Origin of the sequence: Limosilactobacillus pontis (assembly GCF_002940945.1) — a bacterium.
In the GTDB taxonomy this organism is placed as follows: domain Bacteria; phylum Bacillota; class Bacilli; order Lactobacillales; family Lactobacillaceae; genus Limosilactobacillus; species Limosilactobacillus pontis_A.
The window spans coordinates 89,453-114,846 of the sequence record NZ_PNFV01000004.1; the positions used below are offsets into that span (position 1 = coordinate 89,453).

Genomic DNA, 25,394 nt, shown 5'->3' on the forward strand with positions numbered 1-25,394 from the left:
TACAGGGATAGAATGATCGAATTTGAAAAGCCAAACATTCACAAAGTTGAAGAGACTGATAACTACGGCAAGTTTGTTGTAGAACCACTTGAACGCGGTTATGGAACTACTCTTGGTAATTCATTAAGACGTGTACTGCTGGCTTCACTCCCGGGTGCAGCAATCACCAGTATGCAAATTGATGGGGTTTTGCATGAATTCAGCACCGTTGAAGGTGTCACTGAAGATGTAACCCAAATTATCTTAAATCTTAAGAAGGTTTCCTTGAAGATTAACTCTGAAGATCAAAAGGATCTTGAGCTCGATGTCAAGGGACCAGCCGAAGTAACTGCCGCGGATATCCAGGGTGATGGTGAAGTCACCATTTTAAACCCTGACCTGCACATTGCAACTGTTGCTGACGGTGCGGAATTACACATTAAGATGACAGCTGATAAAGGTCGCGGTTACCTTTCTGCTAATGATAATAAGGCCCGGATGGAAGACCTTGCCATCGGTGTATTGCCAATTGACTCCATCTATACCCCAATTGAACGTGTAAACTACACTGTCGAAAATGCACGTGTTGGTCAACGCAACGATTACGATAAGTTGACTTTGGATGTTTGGACTGACGGTTCATTAACACCTACTGAAGCGGTGAGCCTAGGGGCCAAGATTTTGACCGAACACCTGGCAATGTTTGTGGATCTTACCGAAGAAGCACAAAATGCCCAAGTGATGGTCGAAAAGGAAGAAACCCATAAGGAAAAGATGCTCGAAATGACGATTGAGGAACTGGACCTTTCAGTCCGTTCATACAACTGCCTTAAGCGGGCGGGCATCAACACCGTCAAGGAATTGACTGATCGTACCGTTTCGGACATGATGAAGGTTCGAAACTTAGGACAGAAGTCATTAGAAGAAATTAAGCTTAAGTTAAATGATCTCGGTGTTTCATTCCGCCAAGATGATTAATTAACACCAATTGCAAAGGAGGGAACCACTTCATGAGTTACCGTAAATTAGGACGTACAAGTTCACAACGTAAAGCTTTATTACGTGATTTAACTACTGATTTAATTGTTAATGGTCAAATTACCACTACCGAAGCACGGGCTAAGGAAGTTCGTAAGACTGCTGATAAGATGATCACGCTTGCCAAGCATGGTGATCTTGCATCCCGGCGTAAGGCTGCTGCTTATCTTCGGAACGTCGTTGCTGACGTTAAGGAAGACGGCGACAACATTCGGATTCAATCTGCTCTTCAACACCTGTTTGAAGAACTTGCTCCAAAGTATGCTGACCGTCAAGGTGGTTACACGCGGATTCTGAAGACGATGCCTCGTCGTGGTGACGGTGCACCAATGGTTATTTTGGAATTCGTTGACTAATACTTTGTCGACCAATAACTAAATACGTAATAAAGAATCACTATCATCAGTGGTATAGAGCGTTACGATGGTGGGAGCAATCCCTAGTCTAGCTCGAATGCGGAAACCCCGCGCACCTTGGTGGTAAGTGATTTTTTAGTTTAAAATCCTTTTGATGGCAGTGGTTCGCTGTTAAAATAGTGATATTAACGATGTGAGGAGGAACGCGTGGTGGATGCAGTCACACTGACCAACGTTCAATTTCAATATCCCAATACTGACCGACCGATTCTTGATGACGTCAGCCTCAGCTTTCCGGTAGGGGAATGGACAGCGATTATCGGTCGTAACGGGAGCGGGAAGAGTACCCTAGCCCGCTTGATCGATGGCCTATTGATGCCTAAGCAGGGACAGATTAATGTCTGTGGTTTGTCGGTGACCGAGGAGAATATGGCCCAGGTGCACCAGCAGGTGGGGATCGTCTTTCAGAACCCCGACAATCAGTTTGTTGGTGCCACGGTAGCCGATGACGTGGCGTTTGGTCTGGAGAATCGCCAGGTCGCCACAAAAGAGATGGCGCCACGGATTCAACGCGCTCTAGCAGCGGTTGGAATGGAGAAAATGGCAAACGCTGAACCAGCGATGCTGTCTGGGGGCCAGAAACAACGGGTGGCAATTGCTGGTATTCTGGCACTTAAACCAAAAGTAATTATCTTGGATGAGGCCACTAGTATGCTAGATCCGGCTGGGCGTCAGCTGATCCTGGACCTTCTCCAGCGCCTGCGGGGCGAGCGGAATTATACAATTATTTCAATTACCCATGACCCCGTTGAGATGGCAACCGCGGACCGGGTTCTGGTATTGGACGCTGGTCAGGTCATTCGCCAGGGAAAGACCGCGACGGTTCTTCAGGATGTGGACCTTTTGCGGCGCATCGGAGTCGGTGTACCAGCTGGCCAAGCCCTTCGCCAGGCACTGGTTGATCGTGGAGTGTTTGTGCCGGCCCAGTACTTCACGGAGGAAGCGATGGTGGAATGGTTATGCCAACAATTGTAATTAAAAATGTCAGCTTTAACTACTCGTCCCCGGCAAAACGGCCGGCACTTGATAATGTGAGTGTACGGATTGCGGCTGGCAGTTTTGTCGGCATCGTCGGCCATACCGGGAGTGGAAAGAGCACCCTGGCCTCGTTGATCGATGGCTTAGGCCGACCGACCAGTGGTCAGATTCAGGTGGGGGATGTCACGGTAACTGCCCAGTCATCTCCGGCGGACCTTGCTCGGCTGCGGCAGCATGTTGGTTATGTCTTCCAATTTCCCGAGCAGCAGCTCTTTGCTGAGACGGTCGGTCAGGACATTGCTTTTGGTCCCACAAATCTTGGCTGGTCACCCGAGCGTGTACAGGCAGCGGTTAGTGATGCCCTTAAACTGGTGGACCTGCCTGCGACCTTTGCCGACCGATCACCGTTTGCCCTCTCCGGTGGTCAAATGCGGCGGGTTGCCATTGCCGGGGTACTGGCCATGCGCCCGGCTATCCTGATCTTAGATGAGCCGACTGCCGGCCTTGATGCCGCTGCCACCCATCGTCTGCTTGCTAACATTGCCAAATTGCATGCGGCTGGAACAACCATCCTCCTGATTACTCACCAAATGGACCAGGTGGCCGAGTATGCTGATCAAGTGGTTGTAATGAACCAGGGACACCTGGTAAAAAGTGCGCCACCACGAGAGATTTTTGCCGATCCAGCCTTTCTAGCAGCTAATCACCTTAACGTTCCAGCTGCCGTAGGAATGGCCCACCGGTTGCGCGATGCCGGGGTATCGGTTGACCCGGCGCTGAGTATCGATGCCCTGGCTGATCAGCTAGCGGCTAAGTTAGGGGGAAAACACGGTGAATAACAAGATTGTCTTTGGAAGTTACGTCCCAGTTGCCTCGCCCCTTCACCGTCTCGATCCTCGGATGAAGCTTTTAATGTGTGTCTGGTACGTCGTTCTGGTCTTCTTTGCCAATAGCTGGGGAACCAGTCTTTGGCTACTGGCGGGGCTATTGGTGGCAATACTAATGAGTCGTGTTAGTTTCCACCAGTACTGGCAGGGGCTGCGGCCGTTAACATGGGTGATCATCTTTACAGTTGCCTTTCAAGTCCTTTTCAGCAGCGGGGGACAACTTTACTGGCACTGGGGGATCATGTCGATCACGCATGACGGGCTGGTCAACTCTCTGATCATCTTTTATCGGTTTATGGTTATTATCACTGCCTCGACTGTCCTCACGGCGACAACGCCGACTCTTCGTATTGCTGACGGATTAGACTGGTTTATGCGGCCGCTAAAAGTCCTGCGAGTCCCGGTTAACCAGATCACTTTAATGCTGTCAATCGCCCTGCGGTTCATTCCAACAATCATGGATGAGGCGGGAAAAATTACCAATGCCCAGCGGTCCCGGGGGATGAACTTCCATCAGGGGAACCTGGTTCAGCGGATTAAGCACCTTGTTCCAGTCCTGATTCCGTTGTTTGTCAATTCCTTTAAACGGGCTGAGGATCTGGCAACCGCTATGGAAGCGCGAGGGTATGACCCCGATTCCCCCCGGACTCATTTCCGTCAGCTTCATTGGCAGGGTCGCGACACCGTGACATTCGTGGTGATGGTTCTGGTAACCGTCATCTTATTCATGATTAGAGGAGGATTATTGTAACTTTGTATCGCTATAAAATTACCTTTGCCTATGATGGCACTAACTTCTCCGGCTTCCAGATTCAGCCTCACAAGCGGACGGTGGAGCAGGTCCTGAAGAATGCCGTTAACAAGATTGCCAAACATCCGGACCCGGCAATTGCTGTGATTGGGTCGGGACGGACGGACGCTGGAGTTCACGCGCTTAACCAGGTGGCCCATTTTGATATTCCTTATCATTTGAGCAACGATTCGATGCGTAAGGCCTTAAACAGCATCCTGCCACTCGATATTCTGGTGAAGAAGGCTGAGGAGGTCAGTACCGACTTTCATGCCCGTTATAGTGCTCATCGAAAGACCTACCGTTATCGAGTTGACCAAGGGGAGTTTGTCAACCCCTTTAAGCGCAACTACACGGCTCACTATAAGTACCCGCTTGACCTGGCGAAGATGAAGGCGGCGGCGAAGGACTTTATCGGTGAACATGACTTTACCTCGTTTGTGGCCTCGGGAAGCCAGGCCAAGAGCAATGTTCGGACGGTAGAGAAGATAATAATTTACCGCGACGAGCACGACAATGAGGTAATCTTCGAGTTCACGGGGAACGGCTTTCTCTACAACCAGATCCGAATCATGGTTGCCTTCCTGCTCGAGGTCGGTAGTAACCAGCGACCGGTCAGTGACGTCAAGCGGGTTCTAGCTGCCAAGGATCGAACCCAGGCCCGGATGACTGCACCGGCGAGTGGACTGTATCTGGTGTCGGTGGATTATGGAAAATGATTGACGTCAGGGGTAGAAGAAGGTATACTAGCACTTGGTATTTCTTTTCCATCTAATAACTCGGTACACTATTATATGTAAAAGAAAAACAAAATTGGAGGACTTAATCGTGAGAACGACATACATCGCAAAACCTGGTGAAGTTGATCGCAAGTGGTACGTTGTCGATGCTAAGGATGTCCCAATGGGTCGTCTGGCCACCGTCGTCGCATCAATTCTGCGTGGTAAGAACAAGCCAACATTTACTCCACACGTTGATACTGGTGACAATGTTATTGTTATCAACGCTGCGCAAGTTAAGTTAACTGGTAAGAAGGCTTCACAAAAGAAGTACTACCGTCACTCAAACTACCCTGGTGGTTTGAAGGAACGGACTGCCGGTGACTTCCGTGCTAAGGAACCAGAAAAGTTGCTGGAAACTGCTATCAAGGGTATGCTTCCCCACAACTCTCTGGGTCACAAGATGGGCATGAAGCTGCATGTTTACGCTGGTGAAGACCACAGTCATGCTGCACAAAAGCCTGAAGCATTGGATATTACGAACTTAATCTAAGGAGGGAATGGAATTGGCTCAACAAGTACAATACAGTGGTACTGGTCGGCGTAAGGACGCAACCGCACGTGTTCGCTTAGTACCAGGTTCAGGTAAGATTACGATGAACGGCAAGGCAATTGAAGACTACATTCCATTTGCCAACTTACGTGCTATCGTTAACCAACCATTCGATGTTACCAAGACTAACGGTCAATACGACGTTATCGCTAACATCAATGGTGGTGGATTCTCCGGTCAAGCCGGCGCTGTTCGTCACGGGATTGCCCGTGCCCTGCTCAGCGTTGACCCTGACTTCCGTGACGCCCTCAAGAAGGCCGGTCTTTTGACTCGTGACCCTCGTATGAAGGAACGTCGTAAGCCAGGTCTGAAGAAGGCTCGTAAGGCTGCTCAATTCAGTAAGCGTTAATATTCGATTATCGCTTCAATATCAAAAGCATCAGCTATTTGGCTGGTGCTTTTTTGTGTCTTAAGATGCGTGTTGGCAGATATATTTTAACGACTGATAACATCCTATCGCTTCACTTCTGAAAGCGCTTCAATTATAATAAAGGTGTTGATGGAAATTGGATAATAAGGAGGTAAACTCTCATGGCAAAGAAAGTTGCAATTGTTACCGGTGGTAGTCAAGGTATCGGGAAGGCGATTGCTGAACGCCTCGTTCGGGATGGCTTTGCAGTCGCCTTGTTAGCTCTGGAAAAGGATAAGTTGGATGACACTGCCAAGGAGTTTAATGATAGGGGCGGTGAGGCACTACCGATCGTGGCCGACGTTTCTGATCGTGATGCTGTCTTTGCAGCGGTTGATCAAACTGTTGATCACTTTGGCGACCTCAACGTCATGGTTAACAATGCCGGCTTGGGGCCGACCACTCCGATCGACACGATTACCCCAGAACAATTCAGTAAGGTTTATGGTGTCAACGTTGGTGGGGTCCTTTGGGGAATTCAGGCGGCCCACCGGGCATTCAAGAAGCTGGGGCACGGCGGTAAGATTATCAACGCAACCTCGCAGGCTGGGGTGGTTGGTAACCCGAACCTAGCTCTCTACTCTGGAACCAAGTTTGCTATTCGGGGGATCACTCAGGTAGCTGCCCGGGATTTCGCTGATGAAGGGATTACTGTTAATGCCTACGCACCAGGAATTGTTAAGACACCGATGATGTTCGATATTGCCCACCAGGTTGGAAAGAACGCTGGCAAGAGCGATGAATGGGGGATGCAGACCTTTGCTAAGAACATCGCCTTGAAGCGGCTCTCTGAACCAGCAGACGTTGCCAATGTGGTTGGGTTCTTGGCCGGACCGGACTCCAATTACATCACTGGCCAGACCATCATTGTCGATGGTGGGATGCAGTTCCACTAGAATGAAGTTAAATAAGGACTCAGCTGAGGATTGTTCGGCTGAGTCCTTATTTTTGTTTTAAAATTAGCGCCAAAATGGGTTTATTTTGCTACAATTAAGAACTAGTAGGATAAAGGAGGCCCATTTTTTGGCAAAACGTAGAAGAACAAAGAAACGCCGCTCGACGACTAGGACGACGGTATGGATACTAGCAGTCATTGTGATCTTCCTGGGGGTGTATGCCGGGCACCACTTCTACCGGATTTGGAACCAGCAGCGGATTGAGCAGCAGGCCCGAGAGCGTGATCGTCAGGCCAAGGAGCTCTTTATTAAGCAGGTTGCCCCTGAGGCCCAGGCAATGCAGAATACCTACCATGTTTACGCCTCGATCACGATTGCTCAGGCGATTCTGGAATCACAGTGGGGAACCAGCAAGCTGGCATCCCAGTACCATAACCTCTTTGGAATCAAAGGAACTGGTCCCAACTCTCGGGAACTAACTACGAAGGAATATATCAATGGTAAGTGGATCGTGACCAAGGGGCGTTTCCGGGTCTACGATAGCTGGAGTGACTCGATCAAGGATCACACCAAGTTGATGTTAACGGGGACCGACACTAATCAGCAGAACTATGACCGGGTGGTTAAGGCCAGCAACTATCAGGAGGCGGCCAAGGCCCTCCAGGATTCTGGTTACGCCACTGATCCAGATTATGCGCAGAAATTAATCTCGGTAATCAAGACTTATAAGTTATATAATTATGATAAGTAGCAAATAAAGGGGTGTAGCGACGATGCGTGAACTAGAGGAAAAGATTAGAGAATATGGAACGGTCTTGCCAGGCAACGTCCTCAAGGTGGACGCATTTTTGAACCACCAGGTGGACCCAGAGTTGATGCTGCACGTGGGCCAAGAGTTTGCTAAACTCTTCGCCGATTCCGGCGTCACCAAGATTTGGACGGTCGAATCATCCGGGATTGCTCCGGCGGTAATGACCGGGTTGGCGATGAAGGTGCCAGTAATCTTCGCCCGCAAGCATAAGAGCCTGACATTAAACCAAAACATGTACGTGGCCGATGTCTACTCATATACCAAAAAGACGACTAACCGCATCTCAATCTCCAAAAAGTATGTCTCACCGGATGACAAGATTTTGATGATCGATGACTTCCTGGCAAACGGTCAGGCTGTTGAGGGAATGCTCGAGATTGCCGACCAGGCCGGTGTCCAAGTAGCTGGCGCCGGAATCGTGATTGAAAAGAGCTTCCAGCCAGGTGCCAAGGAACTCAAGGACCGGGGAATTCGTCTGGAATCACTGGCGCGGATCAAGTCCCTGTCGGACAATCAGATTGAATTTATGCCCAACTAGATAGTGAAAGGAGCTTAAGCATGAAGAGGAATGCTTTTTATCCAGGGAGTACCCTGGGAATCATTGCCATCAACCGTAACGGCGGTGCCCTGATTGCGGCGGCAAAAAAGGCTGGGTTCAACGTTCTGGTTTACGTTGATCATGCCCAGCCGACGATCACTAAGATGGCTGATGAGACCATCATCGGGGCTTACAATGATAAAATTAAGCTGGCCCAGTTTGGCGAATCCTGTGATGCAATCATCTACCAGACGCCAAACGTCGATGCCCGGGTTTTGCATTTTCTGGGTCAGTATGCTGCTATTCCACAGGGGATCAATGGTCTGGAGATTATTCAGGACCGCTTGATGGAGCGGGCTTTCCTAGATCAGGTCAACATCAATATTGCTCCCTACGTCACGGTGGTCAGCCTGGATGACGTTTACCAATCGATTGACTCGATCGGTTATCCAGCATTGCTAAAGCCGATTCAGCGGGGCCTTGGTGAACAGTCGATGATCATCAAGCGTCAGTCTGACATTGTTCGGGCAGCAGATTTCATTGAGACCGGAACCTATCTGCTGGAGTCTTGGATCGATCATACGAGCGAGTACACGATGACGGCGGCTACTGATGGCGAGGATACAGAGATCTTCCCACTGGCCAAACTGCATTTCACGGCGGACCGTCAGCTGGTTTCGGTTGCCACTCCAGCAACGGTCAACGATGACCTGCTGGCTGAAATGCAACGGATCGTGAAGAGCGTTGCCAATTCGCTTGAATACAACGGGGTCTTCTCGGTCAACTTTTACGTCACCGGGACGGGCACCCTCTATGTCAAGAACATCGAACTGGGCCTGACTTCAATTGCCAACGTCTATGACACCACAGCCAATGTTGACCAGTACGAGGAACAGGTTCGGGCCACAGTGGGGATGCCGCTCCACCAGGTCCAACCACTCCAAGTAGGTTTGCTGATGGTAGTTCGCAGGTACCAGCAAATCGCTATCCAGCGTCAGTGGCTGTTGAAAAACAACTGGCAGTTCCGGTTCTTCAATGACCAGGATGGCGACGACCAGAGCATTCTTGGCTTTGTTTGGGTTACGGGCAGTGATAACTTGATTGACCTGGAGAACCAGGTTGATGATACCGAGGTCTGGAAGGAACCGGTTAGTGAGGATCAGGAAGATAATTAAGAGTAGAAAGAAGCTTATTTCCCGTAACTACTTTATAATATTCGGAACTGAAAAAGGGGCTGGGAGAAACAACATTTTCTCCCAGCCATTTGTGGTTTTCTGGATACTTTTAATGTTACGGGGAAACTGATATGCTAGCCGTCCAGGATACCAAGCGGTTTATTTCCTCTTTTTGAAGCGTGGCCGGTAGACATGGTAAAGAAAGGCGGCTAGGACTAAGGTGAGGACGTCTGAGCAGGCCTGGGCAGCCAGAATTCCAGTGTAACCGAAGAAGTGAGTTAATACGATAATAACAATGGCAAAGATCAGGCCTTGCCGGCTGAATGAGAGCCAGAATGCGGGGATGGCCTTACCCATCGATTGGAAGGTGGTGGTAAGGACCATCACGATCCCGGCGATGGTTGTCGATGAGGCCAGCCAACGCAGCATCCCAGTCCCTTCACGGACAATGACCGGATCGTGCATGAAGAGGTGAATAATCTGGGGAGCCAGGATCATCATCAGGATAGTCAGAATGATTGCCAGGCCAGCTACCACGGCCAGGTCAAAGCGAAGAGTCTCCTTGAAGCGGCGCTCATCGCGGGCTCCATAGGTGTAACCGATCAGTGGTTGGGCTCCGAAGGCAAAGCCGACCATTACCATGACGATAATGGTATTGACCTTCATGGCGATCCCCATCGCGGCGACACTATTGGCCCCGTAGGCAATCAGGTAGCGGTTGGTGACAGCGGTGGCGAAGGTCACCATGATGTTGGTCACTGAGGCGGGAATACCAATGGCGTAGATCTCGCGCTGGAGCTGGCCGCTGATTCGGGTCTCGTGGATCGAGGTGGTCAGTTTCTTGCTCTTGGTTCGCAGGTAGTAGACCATCAGAATGTCGGCGATGACGTTGCTGACCACGGTGGCGAGGGCTGACCCAGCTGCCCCCAGTCCGCAGGTAAAGATGAAAATCGGGTTGAGGACAATGTTGATTCCGGTCCCGGTAATGCTGGCGATCATTGACTGTGTTGCCAGCCCCTCGGTTCGGAGGATGTTAGTAGGCGATAGACCGAAGATAATGAAGGTTGCTCCAGCGGCAATCACCAGATAGTACTCCCGGGCATACTTCCAGGTGGCTGGTGACGCCCCCAGCATGTGGAGAATTGGTGTCTGGAAGATGAACATCAGGGCGGTAACAATCAGGCCGCAGACGATGGCAGCGTAGAAACAGTAGCCACTGACGTAGCGGGCAGTTTTATCGCGGCGCTCACCAAAGAGACGGGAGATCACCGAACTACCGCCGAGACCGAAGATATCCCCGATGGCGATCATCAGCGTGAAGATCGGGGCCCCTTGAGAGACTCCGGCAACTAGGTCGGGGTTCCCGGTTTTGGCAACGAAGAAGGTGTCGACCATGTTGTAGATGATCGTGATCGCCATGCTCATAACTACCGGTAAGGCCAGAATGAAATAGGCGCGCTTGATCGAGGTGTTTTCAAATAGCTTATCCACACAATTCCTCCTTAAATAATCCTAATTTGCAAAACAGGTTATTTTAGCACGTGTGTCGCTGTCCGGACAAGGCTGCCGGTATAAATTAGGGGGAGTGTTTCGGCCCAAGGAAGTTGATTATTTGGTATAATATTAGCCGATGATTTTTTAAGAGAGGACGGTAACGGCGTGAATAACAGTCAAGAGCTTTTAGAAGGAATGAATGACAAGCAGGCTGAGGCGGTGGTAACCACTGAGGGGCCGCTGTTGGTGATGGCTGGAGCAGGTTCTGGAAAGACCCGGGTGCTGACGCATCGGGTGGCCTACCTGATTGAAGAGAAGGGGGTTCTGCCCTGGAACATCCTGGCAATTACCTTCACTAATAAGGCCGCTAAGGAGATGCAAGAGCGGGTCGGCAAGCTGCTCGGCGAGAGTGCCAACGATGTCTGGGTATCGACATTCCACGCCTTGTGTGTGCGGATTCTGCGCCGCGATATCGAGAAGATCGGCTATAACCGGGCCTTTACGATTGCTGATACCAGTGAGCAGCGGACACTGATGAAGCGAATCTGTGGCGAGTTGAATATCGATACCAAGAAGTTCGACCCGCGCAGTATCCTCAGTGAGATTTCCAATGCCAAGAACGCATTGCTGACTCCAGCGGAATACAGCGATAAGGCCGACAGCATGTTTGAGAACATGGTGGCACGGGCCTACAAGCTTTACCAGCAGGAACTGGAAGCCAACCAGGCCTTGGATTTCGACGACCTAATCATGAAGACAATCGAGCTGTTTGAACAGGATCCTGAAACCTTAGAGTTTTACCAAAACAAGTTCCACTACATCCACGTCGACGAATACCAGGATACCAATGACGCACAGTACCGGCTGGTTAACCTGTTGGCCAAGGGTTATCAGAATCTTTGTGTTGTTGGGGATGCCGACCAGAGTATCTATGGCTGGCGGGGTGCCAACATGAATAACATTCTGAACTTTGAGCATGACTACCCGCAGGCCAAGACGGTTATGTTGGAGCAAAACTACCGGTCCACCCAGAATATTTTGGATGCAGCCAATGAAGTCATCGTGAATAACGTCAACCGGCGCAAGAAGAAACTTTGGACCGAAAATGGCCAGGGGGAGAAGATTTCCTACTATCGGGCCCAGAGTGAGCACGATGAAGCTCAGTTTATCGTTTCTAAGATTATGGAAGAACGTGAAAAGCACGGTTACCACTACAACGACTTTGCTATTCTCTACCGAACCAATGCCCAGTCACGGGTGATTGAGGAAACCTTCCTGAAGAGCAGTGTGCCCTATACGATGGTCGGTGGTCATAAGTTCTATGACCGTAAGGAAATCCGCGACGTCCTGGCCTATCTGACCCTAATCGTCAATCCGCAGGACTCGATGAGCTTTACCAGGGTTGTCAACACTCCTAAACGGGGGATCGGACTGACCAGTGTTGAGCACCTGCGGGAGTTTGCTAACGACAATCACTGGTCCCTCCTCCAGGCAGCTGAGAATGTTGACATTGCCAACCAGATCACCAGCCGGACCCGGAACAAGATCGCTGAGTTTGGTGACTTGATGAGGAACCTGACTAAACAGGCCGAATATCTGAACCTGACTGATCTGACCGAACAGATCCTGGAACAGAGTGGTTACAACAAGATGCTTGACCAGGACAAGAACCTCGAGGCCCAGACTCGTCGGGAGAACCTGGATGAATTTAAGTCAGTGACTCAGGAGTACGACGAAAAGCACAAGGACGACGGTGACGACAACGTCCAAAAGATCACCAACTTCCTAGCCGATCTGGCCCTGGTTTCCGACCAGGATGACGTCGACGAACAGGCGCCAGCGGTGACCCTGATGACCCTGCACGCCGCCAAGGGGCTGGAATTCCCGGTCGTCTTTCTTGTGGGGATGGAAGAGGGGATCTTCCCTCTCTCCCGGGCCGTCATGGAGAACGACGAGTTGGAGGAAGAGCGTCGTTTGGCCTATGTTGGGATCACCCGGGCCAAGAAGAAACTCTACCTGACCAACGCTTTCTCCCGACTGCTGTACGGCCGGATTCAGCGTAATCAGCCGTCAAGATTTGTCGAGGAAATCAACCCTGATCTGCTGCAGTTTGAGAACAGCAGTGAAGGCAATGACCTGAATGAACGCAAGCTGCCGTTTGGTAAGACGTCAGCCACGGCGTCAACCTACCGTTCCCAGCACGACTATCGCCACGCCGGGAAGAGGGTCAAGCCGATCACCAATACCGGAACCGGTGCCGACAAGGTCAGCTGGAAAACCGGTGACAAGGTTCAACACAAGAAATGGGGTCAGGGAACCGTGGTCAAGGTCAGTGGGACCGGTAACGATATGGAGCTCGATATCGCCTTTCCTCAGCAGGGCGTTAAACGGCTCTTGGCTAGTTTTGCCCCGATTACTAAAGTTGATTGAGAGAAGTGAGGCCATACAATGGATAAACAAGTACCAGTAAGCCAGCTCAGTTTGGCGGCGGCCAAAAAAGAAATTGTCCCCCTCCGTAAACAGCTTACCCAGTGGGGGAAGGAATACTATGAGCAGGATAACCCTAGCGTGGAAGACTATGTCTATGATCGGGCCTATCAGCGCCTGGTTGATTTAGAGACTCAGTTTCCGGAGCTGAAGACGGCCGACTCTCCGACACAGCGGGTTGGTGGGGCAGTGACCACCCAGCTCACCAAGGTCCAGCACGACATTCCGATGTTATCGATGGGGGATGTCTTCTCGGTGGATGAATTGATGGATTTTAACCGTCGTCAGCAAGAGAATGGCGACGTGACCGTAGAGCCGGAATATAATCTGGAACTCAAGATTGACGGTCTGTCCCTCTCCCTGGTTTATGAAAATGGAAAGCTGGTCCAGGGATCGACCCGGGGTAATGGGACGATCGGTGAGGACGTGACCGCTAACGTGATGACGATCAAGTCGGTGCCCCACGAGCTGCCCGAGCCGCTCACCCTGGAATTTCGGGGTGAGTGCTACATGCCTAAGGCATCCTTCGTGAAACTGAACCAGGAGCGCGAGGCAGCAGGCCTGCCCGTCTTCGCCAATCCACGGAACGCAGCAGCTGGCAGTCTTCGTCAACTTGACCCCAAAGTGACGGCCAAGCGGGATCTGGCGACTTTCATGTACTACGTTCCGGAATACCAGAAACTGGGCGTGACGACTCAGGCCGCTGCTCTTGACCGGATGCGCGAGCTCGGTTTTAGTGTTAACCCCAACAACCGGGTGGTTCACAACGAAGCGGAGATTACTGCCTACATCGATGAGTACACCAAGCAGCGTAACCAGCTGTCCTATGGGATTGACGGGATTGTAGAAAAGGTTAATGACCTAGCTACTGAGAACGCCCTGGGCAATACAGTCAAGGTACCGCGGTGGGAAATTGCCTACAAGTTTCCGCCGGAGGAACAGGCAACGATCGTTCGGGACATCGTTTGGACGGTTGGCCGGACAGGTAACGTAACGCCGACTGCGGTGATGGATCCGGTTCAGCTGGCCGGGACGACGGTCAGCCGGGCCTCCCTGCACAATCCGGACTACTTACGGGAGAAGGACATCCGCATCGGTGATACCGTCTACCTTCATAAGGCTGGCGACATTATTCCCGAAATCTCCCGGGTTGATCTCAAAAAGCGCCCAGTGGATAGCCAGGAGTACGTGATTCCGACTAAGTGTCCGGTCTGTGGTTCCGCCCTGGTCCACCTAGACGATGAGGTCGCCCTGCGCTGCATCAACCCGATGTGTCCGGCTCAGATCAAGGAGGGGCTAGCTCACTTTGCGTCTCGGAATGCAATGAACATCGATGGCCTGGGGCCGAAGATCATTCAGCAGCTTTGGGACAAACAGTTGATCCATGACGTGGCCGACCTCTACCAGTTAACGTATGACCAATTGTTAACTTTAGATAAATTTGGTGACAAATCGGCCAATAACCTATTGACATCAATCGATAATAGTCGTAATAATTCTGTCGAGCGCTTATTGTTCGGTCTTGGTATCCGCCATGTTGGTGCTAAGGCAGCACGGCAGATCATGGCCCACTTTGGCAACTTAGATCAGCTGATGACGGCCAGTGCCGATGAGGTCGCGGCCGTCGACGGGATTGGCCCGATCATCGGTGAGAGTGTCCATACCTACTTTGCTAATCCACAGGTGGTGATGTTGATCGATGAGCTCCGGGATGCGGGGATCAACTTCGCGTATCAGGGAGCAGCTGCCGCGGTGGCAGAGGAGAGTGACTGGAACGGTCGGCGAGTCGTCTTAACCGGGAAGTTGGAAGAGATGACTCGCAGTGACGCCAAACAGTGGCTCGAAGACCACGGCGCCAAGGTAACCGGTAGCGTATCAAAGAAAACAGACATTGTCATTGCGGGTACGGCAGCCGGCAGCAAGCTGACTAAGGCCCAGGACCTCGGAATTACCGTTTGGGACGAGGCCCGGTTCCATCAAGCAATGCAGGAGGAAGAATAATCGTGAATGCGAAAATGAAGAAAATCACTGCTGCCACCATGATATTGATGAGCAGCCTTATCCTGGCATCATGTGGCTTCGGCGGTCACTCATCCTCGTCTAAGGATTACACCACGACCGGCTCCGGTGGTGGTAACTACCAGGGGGTTATTCAGAATGGCCGCTATAAGACCAGTAAGGCCCGGGGAATCAACGTTAGTCAAAACGATAACCAGTACAACTTGAAAAGCTTTGAAAACGGGTTAACCCAGGTTTCTAAGCGGGTCTTCTCGCCGAAGAACTACATTTTCCAGGAGGGTCAGTACCTCGACAGCAGTACGATCGAGGACTGGCTGGGGCGGAAGACAAAGAACAACCCATCTGGCCTGAACCCGGCCGAGGGTAAGCGGAGCAATCCTAACCCGATATATGTTCAGCAGATTGAGGAGCAGGACTACATGGAAGAGAGTGGCAACTCCATGAAGCTGAAAGGGATGACCATCGGGATCGGGATCAATTCTGAGTACAACTACAAGAAGAAGGACGATGGCCCAAGCTTCACCAAGAAGATCAGCGATGCCGAGGTTAAGCGCCAGGGTGAGATCGCTGCGGCTAAGGTCCTGAAGCGGGTCCGGCAAAAGTCGGGTGTGGGCAATATTCCAATTGTAATTGCCCTCTATAAGCAGGCACCCGATGACAGCCTGGTCGGCGGCAGCTTCTTTGCCTACAGTAAGAATAGCGGCGACAAGATCAGCAACTGGCATAAGCTGGACTACAAGACGGTGGTTCTGCCAAAGGCCAGCGGCACGTCCAACTCAACCGGCAGTGCCAGCCAGACGGATAGCGACAGTTTCTCCAACTTCAAGAGTCAGATCCAGAGCTTCTTCCCGAATCTGAGTGGGGTTACCGCCCAGGCTCAATACAAGAATGGTCAGCTGGATGGGATGCATATTACCGTGACGACTCAGTTCTACAGCCAGTCGGAGATTACCAGCTTTACTCAGTACATTGCTCGGGCTGCCAAGAAGTATCTGCCAAACGGGATTCCAATCGACATTCGGATCCAGTCTGATTCTGAGATGCAGGCAATTGTTTACCGGGATGCCGGTTCTGACACCTTCCGGACGCACATTTTGACATCATATTAAGATCAATGAATCAGCTAGATTGGTTAGTCCGGTCTAGCTGATTTTGATTTATCCCACCGCTTTAATAAAAATCATTCGCATTCTGTGCTAAAATTATAAAATGTATGTATACAAAATTACTAAAATTACTGGAAAAGAGGTAGAGAGAATGGCCAGTAAAATCACTGAGCAACAAGTAGAACACGTTGCTGAACTTGCCAAGCTTGAGTTTCCAAAGGACGAGCTGGGCAAGTTTACCACTCAATTAGGAAGCATTATCGATATGTTTGAAGACCTCGCTGCCGTCGACACCGATGGGGTTGAACCAATGACTTCAGCCACCGATCGGATCAACGTGATGCGTGAAGATAAGGCCGTCAGATCATCTAAGGAGGAGCGCGAGGCAATCTTGAAGAACGCTCCGGACACCGATGGCGGTTACATTAGAGTTCCAGCAATCATTAACGAAAGCGAGGACGGTGAATAATGGATTTCTATCAAACTGATCTGACCCAGTTACACGACGACCTGGTCAATAAGAAGATCAGCGCCACGGAACTGACCAAGGAAACCTTCGACCACATTAAGGGTAACGATGATCAGGTTAAGGCCTTCATCACCCTAAATGAGGATGCAGCCATGAAGCGGGCCCAGGAGGTTGACGCTGCCGGGATCGCCGGGGACCAGCTGGTTTCTGGAGTGCCGCTAGCTGTCAAAGATAACATCCTGACGAAGGGATTGACGACAACGGCTGCCTCTAAGATGCTGGAGAACTTCAATCCGGTTTACGACGCCACGGTCGTTGATAAGTTGAACAAGGCTGGCTTTATCAACGTCGGTAAGACTAACCTGGATGAATTTGCCATGGGCTCCTCGACGGAAAACTCCGCCTTCTTCACTTCTCATAACCCGTGGGACCTGACTCGGGTACCCGGCGGTTCCTCTGGTGGTTCTGCGGCGGCTGTTGCAGCGGGTGACGTCCTTGGGGCTCTCGGGACCGATACCGGTGGTTCCATCCGGATGCCTGCTTCATTCAACGGGGTGGTTGGTATGAAGCCAACCTATGGCCGTGTTTCCCGGTGGGGGATTATTGCCTTCGGTTCCAGTTTTGATCAGGTTGGCTGGCTGACCCGGACCGTCAAGGATAATGCTTACCTGACTGCTCTGATTGCCGGTAACGACGAGCACGATATGACCTCTTCACTCAAAGAGGTACCAGACTGGGCTGCCAAGCTGAACGACAACACCAGTGTCAAGGGTCTGCGGATTGCCGTGCCAAAAGAATACTTCGATGACCTAGATGAGGACGTGCATGATGTTATTAAGGCGGCCCTGGATCATCTGGAATCCCTCGGTGCCATCATTGATGAGGTCAGTTTGCCACACACGAAGTACGGGGTACCGGCCTACTACATTCTGGCTTCGTCTGAGGCATCATCTAACCTGCAACGTTATGACGGGATCCGTTACGGTTTCCGGGCCAAGGATGTTAAAAACCTGGAAGACGTTTATGTTCATTCCCGTTCCGAAGGCTTTGGTGAGGAAGTTAAACGGCGGATCATGCTGGGGACCTTCTCCCTGTCCGCTGGGTTCTACGACGCTTACTTCAATAAAGCTGCCAAGGTTCGTCGCTTGATCGCCCAGGACTTTGACGATGTCTTCAAGAATCACGACCTGATCCTGGGGGCTACTGGTGCTTCCACTGCCTTCAAGATTGGTGCTGAAATCGACGACCCGAAGAAGATGTACATGAACGATGTCTTGACGGTTCCGGTTAACATGGCCGGTCTGCCATCGATGTCCGTACCAGCTGGCTTCTCTGCCAAGAACGGAATGCCAGTAGGCCTGCAGATCATTGGGAAGCCATTCGATGAGCAGACCATCTACAATGCTGGTTACGTCTTTGAACAGACGACTGACTTCCATAAAAAAGCACCAAAGTTAGGGGGCCAAAACTAAGATGAATTTTCAAACAACAATCGGGCTCGAAGTCCACGTTGAATTAAAAACGAATTCAAAGATCTATAGTCCATCACCGGTTGAGTATGGTGACCAGCCAAACGCCAACACCAACGTGATCGACTGGGGATACCCTGGTGTTTTGCCAACCCTGAATAAGGGGGTTGTCCGTGATGGGATCATGGCCGGTCTGGCTCTGCATGCGCAGATTGCCCACCACATGCACTTCGACCGGAAGAACTACTTCTACCCGGACAACCCGAAGGCCTACCAGATCACCCAATCTGATACGCCAATTGCCCATGATGGCTGGATCGAGATCGAGGTCAACGGCAAGAAGAAAAAGATCGGGATCAAAGAGATGCATATTGAAGAGGATGCCGGGAAGAACACCCACACCAGCAAGTATTCCTACGTCGACCTCAACCGGCAGGGGACACCGCTGATCGAAATTGTCTCCAAGCCGGATATTGCTTCTCCTGACGAGGCCGTCGCATACCTGGAAGCCTTGCGGCAACGGATCCAGTTTACCGGGATCTCTGACGTTAAGATGGAAGAAGGATCGATGCGGGTGGACACCAACATTTCCATCCGGCCAGTCGGCTCTGACCAGTTCGGGACCAAGACGGAAATGAAGAACATTAACTCCTTCAACTACGTCCGCAAAGCCCTTGCCTTCGAAGAGAAACGGCACCAAAATGTCCTGATGTCCGGTGGCCACATCGCTCAGGAAACGCGGCGGTATGATGAACCAACCGGGACCACGGTTTCCATGCGGACCAAGGAAGGGGCCGATGACTACCGTTACTTCCCAGAACCGGATATTCCAGATCTGAACGTCAGTGACGACTGGATCAAGGAGATTGAGTCTGAGATGCCGGAGATGCCGGGTGAACGGCGCAAACACTACGTTGACGACCTTGGCCTGACCGATTACGACGCCATGGTCCTGACCCAGACGAAGGAAATGTCAGACTTCTTTGAGGCAGCTGTCAAGGATGGTGGCGATCCAAAGCGGGTGGCCAACTACCTGATGAACGATGTGAACTCCTACTTAAACGATCAGCACCTCGACTTGCCAGAAACCAAGCTGACACCAGCCAACCTGGCCGGGATGGTTAAGCTGATCGAAGACGGCACTATCTCATCTAAGATGGCTAAGAAGGTCTTCAAGGGGATCCTAAATGGTGAAGAACCAAGTGCCTACGCTAAGGCACACGGCCTGGTTCAACTGTCGGACCCTGCCCAGCTGCAGCCAATCGTGGACGATGTGTTAGCCAACAACCAGCAATCCATCGACGACTACAAGAGTGGTAAGGACCGGGCATTCGGTTTCTTGATGGGTCAGATCATGAAGCAGACCCGCGGGAAGGCTAACCCTCAGATGGTTACCCAGCTGCTGAAGAAGTCCTTGGCTGCCATGTAGCAAAGGAGGGTTGATCATGCGAAAACGAGCGCGAGTGATTTACAACCCAACTTCTGGTCGGGAGGCTCTGCGCAGTGATCTGGTGGACATCCTGTCGATTTACGAGCAGGCAGGCTATGAGACCAGCGCCTTTGCTACCACGCCAGCGCCAGACTCTGCCAAGAACGAGGCGCGGCGAGCGGCTGAGGAGGGCTTTGACCTGATCGTGGCCGCCGGTGGTGACGGGACCCTAAACGAGGTCGTCAACGGGATCGCTGGGCTGAAACACCGGCCGACGATGGCAATCATCCCCGCCGGAACTACCAACGATTACGCGCGGGCGCTACGGATTCCGCGTGATGATCCGATTGCGGCGGCTAAGCTGATCCTGCGTAAGAACAAGAAGTTTAAGATCGACATCGGCCGGGCCGGTGAAAATTACTTCATGAACATTGCGGCCGGGGGAACCCTGACTGAGCTGACCTATGACGTGCCTTCCCAGATGAAGTCACTGTTTGGCTACGCTGCCTACTTTGCCAAGGGGGCCGAGCTTTTGCCACGGGTCAAACCGGTCGACGTATCCATTAAGTACGACAGCCAGGAGTACCGTGGTCAGGCCTCGACAATCTTTTTGGCCCTGACCAATTCGGTCGGCGGCTTCGAGCAGATCGTGCCCGATGCCTCCCTGGATGACGGGAAGTTTACGATGATCATCGTAAAGAAGAGCAATCTGATCGATATGCTGAGCCTGATGGCCAAAGCCCTTCAGGGTAAGCACATCGGTGATCCGGGGATCATCTATGCCAAGGCGACGGACGTTGAAATAACGCCACTGAGCAAGGATGATCGGATTATGATCAACTTGGACGGTGAATACGGTGGCGATGCGCCAATGAAGTTCCACGACCTCAAGCAGCACCTGGAAGTGATTGCCAACCTGGACGAGATTCCAGACGATGCAATTACCGAATCGCCTGACTTCAAGCGGGTTGAGAAGGACTTCGTTGAGGGTGTTGGTAAGATTAATAAGGATCAAGAAAAGTAGCATAAAAGAGCTAGGTGATTGATGAATTGCCTAGCTCTTTTTCTGTGATTGTTGTGACAGACGGGTTCCTGTGCTTCTGCTATAATAGGAGAAGTTTAATACGTTGAAAGTTGAATGGAGGAATATTGTGAAAGTTAAAGTGCCAGTTCATAAGAATGAAGAGTACCCGGCCAAGGTGGTTGACCTAACCTATGAAGGCAACGGGGTTGTCAAGATTGATGATTTCCCAGTCTTCGTGCCCAATGCCCTGCCGGGGGAAGAGGTCACTGTCAAGATTACTAAAGTGGCCAGCCACTTTGCCTGGGGCCGAGTGATGGCTTGGCAGACTAAGAGTCCGGACCGGGTGGACGTCAAGGATAAGAAGTACATCCAGACCGGGATTGCACCATTGGGCCACCTGAAGTATGCGGCTCAGTTGAAATTCAAACAGCACCAGATCAAGGAGCTACTTGAAAAAGCCCACCTAGATGATATTGCGGTGTTGCCGACAATGGGGATGGACCGGCCCTACCATTACCGGAATAAGGCTCAGGTGCCAGTCAAGACAATTCGTGGCCAGCTGCAGACCGGGTTTTACAAGCGAGGTAGCCACACCTTAGTGCCAATTGAAGACTTTTACATTCAGGATCCCAAGATTGATGCGGCAATCGTGGTTGTCCGCGACCTGTTGCGAAAGTACCATGTGACCCCGTATGATGAACGAACGGGGAAGGGCGTTATCCGGACAGTGATGGTTCGGCGCGGTTACTATAGCCACGAGGTAATGGTGGTCTTGGTTACCAACACGCGGCGGCTGCCGATGGCTGACCAGATTGTGGATGGCATCGTGGCCGGGGTGCCTGAGGTGAAGAGCATCGTTCAAAACATCAATGATAAGCGGACCAATCGTCTGCTGGGTGACCGTAACCGGACTCTGTGGGGTAAGGATGAGATTCATGACCAGCTGTTGGGGATCGATTTTGCAATATCGCCGTTGTCCTTCTATCAGGTCAACCCACAACAGACGGAGCGCCTCTATCAGACAGCGATTGATAACGCCGGGTTAGATGGTAGCCAGACCGTGATCGATGCCTACTGTGGGATCGGGACAATTTCCCTAGCTGTGGCTAAGCACGCCAAGCAGGTCTACGGGGTTGAAATTGTGCCTGCCGCAATTGCGGATGCTAAGCACAACGCTAAGCGTAACGGGATAAGGAATGCCCAGTTCGTGGTTGGCAAGGCGGAAGACCAGTTTGCTAAGTGGCAGGCATCTGGCTTAAAGCCGGATGTCGTTATCGTTGATCCACCACGCAAGGGGGTTGCCGAATCGTTGATTGAGGCCACCGGCAAGATGGGTCCGGAGAAGGTCATCTATGTTTCCTGTAATCCAGCAACCCTGGTGCGGGACATCAAGCGCTTCGGCGAACAGGGCTACCGCGTTGCTAAGCCAATCCAGCCAGTTGACCAGTTCCCACAGACGACACATGTTGAGTCAGTAACGGTGCTGGAACGTACAGAAAAATAGCCTGGGAATGCCGGTGTGACGGTATTCTTGATAGATCAAAAGTGTACTAATTCCCGCTTTGCTGATTGGAATTAGTACACTTTTTGTTTATTGAGCTAGAGGGTCGAGTGGACAGTGTGCTGGATTTTCGGGTTGAGTATGCAAGTGTCTGTTTTAGAGAGTTGAGTTGATTGGGGTTATGGAAATGGCGATAAAAGTTGATGTGGTGGGATTGATGCGGGATAACAAAATGGTTAAATTTTAGCTTAACAGTTGAGTGGACTAAGTTACTGATACAAAACCAATTTTTTCTTCTTGACCAGATTTTATTTAGGAGAATTATAAACTCAACCATGTTCAGCCCAAAAAGAAAAGCATGGTTGCTAAACCATACTTAGTAATTATTTTTATCGTTTGGTAAAGGAAATAGTAAATTAATTTAAACCTTGACCAATAATATCTTAGTATACTTGCTCGTCGGTGTCGCCTTCAGTATCGATTACTAGTATCCGAGAGGAGGAGTTTAATCCCAAACGCTGACGAAGGTTCTGATCTTACAAAACAGCATTGACAAATGCGAAACCAGCGACACCCAATTCACCGGAAACTATTTGTCTTGCCCTGAACACATAATCAACTGTTTACCAAAAGTTTTCTGGTCCTTGATAATTCTTAGCATTACTTGGGCTACATCACCACGATAAGTTCGAGGTGCACCTGGCATCTTATATCCCGAAGCAGCATCCCTAACTAAAGGATTTTCGGTCTTTTTACCATTAAACAACGGACCAGGATGAATAGTAGTCCAGTTTAAATCGGAATCCTTAAGTTGACTTTCACCTGCTTCATGGTCAGCAAAATTACCTTTCAAAAAACTTTTAGCCCCCATGCGGTAAGGATAACTGGTATTAGCTAAAGTTGTCCCAACGCCTAATGCAGAAAGACTAATTAATCGATTAATTTTTGCCTGATCCATTGCCTTAATAATATCAGGTATTGCAAAACTAAATAATTTACCACTACTGTTAGAAATTGGATTACCTAAAGTTACTAATACAGCTTCACATCCCTTCATTGCAGCAGCCATTGTTGCAACATCATCAAGTTGTCCTTTAACTATTGTTAGCTTAGGATCATTTATATTTAACTTTGAAGGGGTTCTAACGTAAGCAACTAATTTATCATTACGTGTTAATGCTTGTTTAACTATTTCAGATCCTGTTCTACCTGTAGCACCAATTAAAAAAAGTTTCATTAGCCTCTCCTTCCTATTAACTAAAAATTATCTTCAATCCAATTCATAATATATTCAGTTCCAGTTGCATAGCCACCCATTTGCGTATGTTGCTGAGCAGTTGAATTTTCATCAAACAGTAAGTAGTCCTTAGGACAGGTTAAAGCATCATAAAATCTTTTCGCTGCTCCATGAGTAACCTCTGCTGAACCATCTAAAACTAAGGTTTTAGTTTTAATATTTTGTACAATTTTTGTATTATCAAATTTCTTTAATTCATTAATTATGGTTTTATTATTTGCTCCATGCTTCCATTCATAGTCCTTTAAAACAAAGTCAATCATATTAGGTCGAATTATAGCTGGCATCTTAAGTGCTTTTTCTAAGCGTCCAGCGATCATACCGCCCCAATTCATATTACCGGGATCAGAAATAATAAACTTTAGGCGATCATCAAAAGCTGCACCGCGCGCTACTAAAAAGCCACCAAAACTCATGCCCATTGCGCCGATTTGTTGTGAATCAACTTCCTCTTGTTTTTGAGCAAAATCAATAACTGGTCCTAAAACATTTTCAAAGTCTGGTCTAAACTTTAAGTCTTGCAATCTTAATGCCATCCCTTGTCCAGGGCCGTCAAAAGTTAGGGCATGAATTCCGCGCTTAATTGCTGCGTCAGTAACCCAAATCGTATCATCTGCCCAGGTATCACGTCCTGGAATTACGATCAATAACGGTGCCTTTTTATTCTTAGCATATGGTGAGCGATAAAAATGACCTGGTAAATAAGTATTTTCATAAGGAATTCTTATTGCTTCACCTGGATAACCATTTAACTCTAAAGCACGATCATAACAATCTTTACTCCTTTGGGAATATTCTTGCATTCTAGAATCCTGCCAATCACCAAAGTACATTAAGGATACACGCCAGTAAGTAGAAGCTCGCAGATAACTACTACCAGCACTAATTAGTTTGCCATCCTTTTCAAACTTATGCGCACGAGTCTGTAAGTTTGCTGCCATATTACTCCAGGCATTAATCCAACTTTGCTCATCACTTTCTTTAATGTTCATAATAATTTCTAAGACTTCGCCTTCATCGCTCATACGATATGGCATCAAATCCATCACATGCTTGATTAATGCATCTTGCAGCATGTTTTTATTATATTTATATTCTGACCAATGTTTTTTAAATATTTCTGTCATAGATTACTACCTCTTTTTTATTGTTGATTTAATCTTAAAGAAAATAAGATTATAATTTAACTACAAAATGAGATGGAGTGTTGCATTTTGAGTAAATATCATAAGAAAAATGGAGAAACGGATCGAATAATAGAATCAGCACTATTAAAATTAATGGAATCACGTGATTTAAATAAAATCTCGATGAATGAATTAGCTGCCATGGCAAATATTAATCGTGTTACTATTTATCGCCACTTCAATGATAAATGGACAATTATTGAGCAAATCGAAGCTAAGTTTTTTACGGCATTAAAAAAACCACATCAGCAAATGCTCGATCAATTAGCATTAAAATCTGATAATGGTATTGAATATCTAACTAATTTTTTACAGGTCTTCAAAGATAACTTAACAACAATTCGTATTCTGACTTCTAGTCATGGTGACCTAAGTTTCTCAGCCAAGTTAATGAACCATTTATTGAAAATGGAAGGATTGTCGCATTCATTGATGCATTTACAAGCAAACAAAGATTTACAGGAACTATTTTCTTATTACAGTATTTCTGCGTTAATTGGAATTATTCGTTTTTGGACTATTCATCCCAACTATTCATCCAAAGAAATGGCTACTTTTTTCTTTAAAATGCGAAATGGAGAATTAACAAAATTAAGTTAACTGAAAACATGAAAAAAGGACTAATCTAATATATTAAATATTGAACCAGTGCATTAAAAGACG

Annotated in this window: 24 protein-coding genes; 21 read left to right on the forward strand and 3 right to left on the reverse strand. The window is 49.4% G+C overall.

Going from position 1 to position 25,394, the window contains the following annotated elements:
- Positions 1 to 12 precede the first annotated feature (12 nt).
- The 12 genes from CK797_RS04455 to CK797_RS04510 all read left to right on the forward strand — a co-directional run bounded on the left by CK797_RS04455 (position 13) and on the right by CK797_RS04510 (position 9,249).
- Positions 13 to 957 (forward strand): DNA-directed RNA polymerase subunit alpha, encoded by a 945-nt coding sequence (locus CK797_RS04455; protein ID WP_104688576.1) that lies wholly within the window; start codon positions 13 to 15, stop codon positions 955 to 957.
- 32 nt (positions 958 to 989) lie between these two features.
- Entirely contained in the window at positions 990 to 1,373 is a 384-nt protein-coding gene (gene rplQ, locus CK797_RS04460; RefSeq protein ID WP_057805804.1) for a 50S ribosomal protein L17, read from the forward strand.
- 210 nt (positions 1,374 to 1,583) lie between these two features.
- Positions 1,584 to 2,408 (forward strand): energy-coupling factor transporter ATPase, encoded by an 825-nt coding sequence (locus tag CK797_RS04465; protein ID WP_104688577.1) that lies wholly within the window; start codon positions 1,584 to 1,586, stop codon positions 2,406 to 2,408.
- A complete protein-coding gene (locus CK797_RS04470) occupies positions 2,387 to 3,250 on the forward strand; it encodes an energy-coupling factor transporter ATPase (RefSeq protein WP_412458020.1) in 864 nt (287 codons plus the stop codon). The genes CK797_RS04465 and CK797_RS04470 overlap by 22 nt, the downstream gene beginning before the upstream one ends.
- Positions 3,243 to 4,049, forward strand: a complete 807-nt coding sequence (locus CK797_RS04475; RefSeq protein ID WP_104688578.1) for an energy-coupling factor transporter transmembrane component T family protein — start codon at positions 3,243 to 3,245, stop codon at positions 4,047 to 4,049. Before CK797_RS04470 ends, CK797_RS04475 begins: the two co-directional genes overlap by 8 nt.
- Before the next feature lie 2 nt (positions 4,050 to 4,051).
- Positions 4,052 to 4,807: a tRNA pseudouridine(38-40) synthase TruA gene (gene truA / locus CK797_RS04480; RefSeq protein ID WP_104688579.1), complete on the forward strand. Its 756-nt coding sequence runs from the start codon at positions 4,052 to 4,054 to the stop codon at positions 4,805 to 4,807.
- 109 nt (positions 4,808 to 4,916) lie between these two features.
- Positions 4,917 to 5,360, forward strand: a complete 444-nt coding sequence (gene rplM / locus CK797_RS04485; RefSeq protein ID WP_104688580.1) for a 50S ribosomal protein L13 — start codon at positions 4,917 to 4,919, stop codon at positions 5,358 to 5,360.
- Positions 5,361 to 5,367: 7 nt separating this feature from the next.
- Positions 5,368 to 5,769, forward strand: coding sequence for a 30S ribosomal protein S9 (gene rpsI, locus CK797_RS04490; protein WP_104688581.1), 402 nt, complete (start codon positions 5,368 to 5,370; stop codon positions 5,767 to 5,769).
- Positions 5,770 to 5,951: 182 nt separating this feature from the next.
- Entirely contained in the window at positions 5,952 to 6,725 is a 774-nt protein-coding gene (locus tag CK797_RS04495) for a (S)-acetoin forming diacetyl reductase (protein ID WP_104688582.1), read from the forward strand.
- Between the two features lie 127 nt (positions 6,726 to 6,852).
- The gene (locus tag CK797_RS04500; RefSeq protein WP_104688583.1) at positions 6,853 to 7,476 is read left to right on the forward strand and encodes a glycoside hydrolase family 73 protein; all 624 of its coding nucleotides are present in this window, start codon (positions 6,853 to 6,855) and stop codon (positions 7,474 to 7,476) included.
- A gap of 22 nt (positions 7,477 to 7,498) precedes the next feature.
- Positions 7,499 to 8,074 (forward strand): xanthine phosphoribosyltransferase, encoded by a 576-nt coding sequence (locus CK797_RS04505; protein ID WP_104688584.1) that lies wholly within the window; start codon positions 7,499 to 7,501, stop codon positions 8,072 to 8,074.
- A 20-nt stretch (positions 8,075 to 8,094) separates the two neighbouring features.
- Entirely contained in the window at positions 8,095 to 9,249 is a 1,155-nt protein-coding gene (locus tag CK797_RS04510) for an ATP-grasp domain-containing protein (RefSeq protein WP_104688585.1), read from the forward strand.
- A 159-nt stretch (positions 9,250 to 9,408) separates the two neighbouring features.
- Here CK797_RS04510 and CK797_RS04515 read toward each other — a convergent pair whose 3' ends face one another.
- Positions 9,409 to 10,740 carry an MATE family efflux transporter gene (locus CK797_RS04515; RefSeq protein WP_104688586.1) on the reverse strand — a complete coding sequence of 444 codons (1,332 nt, stop codon included), beginning with the start codon at positions 10,738 to 10,740 and terminating at the stop codon, positions 9,409 to 9,411.
- Between the two features lie 168 nt (positions 10,741 to 10,908).
- On the opposite strand from CK797_RS04515, the gene pcrA reads away from it, so the two are divergent.
- From pcrA to rlmD, 8 genes are all read left to right on the forward strand, one after another.
- Complete coding sequence (gene pcrA, locus CK797_RS04520) at positions 10,909 to 13,173, forward strand: DNA helicase PcrA (RefSeq protein ID WP_104688587.1); 2,265 nt, start codon at positions 10,909 to 10,911, stop codon at positions 13,171 to 13,173.
- Between the two features lie 18 nt (positions 13,174 to 13,191).
- Positions 13,192 to 15,231 (forward strand): NAD-dependent DNA ligase LigA, encoded by a 2,040-nt coding sequence (gene ligA / locus CK797_RS04525; protein WP_104688588.1) that lies wholly within the window; start codon positions 13,192 to 13,194, stop codon positions 15,229 to 15,231.
- Between the two features lie 2 nt (positions 15,232 to 15,233).
- Positions 15,234 to 16,358, forward strand: a complete 1,125-nt coding sequence (locus CK797_RS04530) for a CamS family sex pheromone protein (RefSeq protein ID WP_104688589.1) — start codon at positions 15,234 to 15,236, stop codon at positions 16,356 to 16,358.
- A 148-nt stretch (positions 16,359 to 16,506) separates the two neighbouring features.
- Complete coding sequence (gene gatC / locus CK797_RS04535) at positions 16,507 to 16,824, forward strand: Asp-tRNA(Asn)/Glu-tRNA(Gln) amidotransferase subunit GatC (protein ID WP_104688590.1); 318 nt, start codon at positions 16,507 to 16,509, stop codon at positions 16,822 to 16,824.
- Positions 16,824 to 18,296, forward strand: a complete 1,473-nt coding sequence (gatA, locus tag CK797_RS04540; protein ID WP_104688591.1) for an Asp-tRNA(Asn)/Glu-tRNA(Gln) amidotransferase subunit GatA — start codon at positions 16,824 to 16,826, stop codon at positions 18,294 to 18,296. Before gatC ends, gatA begins: the two co-directional genes overlap by 1 nt.
- Before the next feature lies 1 nt (position 18,297).
- Positions 18,298 to 19,722, forward strand: a complete 1,425-nt coding sequence (gatB, locus tag CK797_RS04545; protein WP_104688592.1) for an Asp-tRNA(Asn)/Glu-tRNA(Gln) amidotransferase subunit GatB — start codon at positions 18,298 to 18,300, stop codon at positions 19,720 to 19,722.
- A gap of 16 nt (positions 19,723 to 19,738) precedes the next feature.
- Entirely contained in the window at positions 19,739 to 20,746 is a 1,008-nt protein-coding gene (locus CK797_RS04550; RefSeq protein WP_104688593.1) for a diacylglycerol kinase, read from the forward strand.
- 127 nt (positions 20,747 to 20,873) lie between these two features.
- On the forward strand, positions 20,874 to 22,250 hold the full coding sequence (gene rlmD / locus CK797_RS04555) for a 23S rRNA (uracil(1939)-C(5))-methyltransferase RlmD (RefSeq protein ID WP_104688594.1): 1,377 nt from the start codon (positions 20,874 to 20,876) through the stop codon (positions 22,248 to 22,250).
- A 586-nt stretch (positions 22,251 to 22,836) separates the two neighbouring features.
- Here rlmD and CK797_RS04560 read toward each other — a convergent pair.
- Complete coding sequence (locus tag CK797_RS04560; RefSeq protein ID WP_070366300.1) at positions 22,837 to 23,484, reverse strand: NAD(P)-dependent oxidoreductase; 648 nt, start codon at positions 23,482 to 23,484, stop codon at positions 22,837 to 22,839.
- Positions 23,485 to 23,504: 20 nt separating this feature from the next.
- Complete coding sequence (locus CK797_RS04565) at positions 23,505 to 24,671, reverse strand: alpha/beta hydrolase family protein (RefSeq protein WP_070366299.1); 1,167 nt, start codon at positions 24,669 to 24,671, stop codon at positions 23,505 to 23,507.
- Between the two features lie 87 nt (positions 24,672 to 24,758).
- On the opposite strand from CK797_RS04565, the gene CK797_RS04570 reads away from it, so the two are divergent.
- Positions 24,759 to 25,331 (forward strand): TetR/AcrR family transcriptional regulator, encoded by a 573-nt coding sequence (locus tag CK797_RS04570; RefSeq protein WP_104688595.1) that lies wholly within the window; start codon positions 24,759 to 24,761, stop codon positions 25,329 to 25,331.
- Positions 25,332 to 25,394 lie beyond the last annotated feature (63 nt).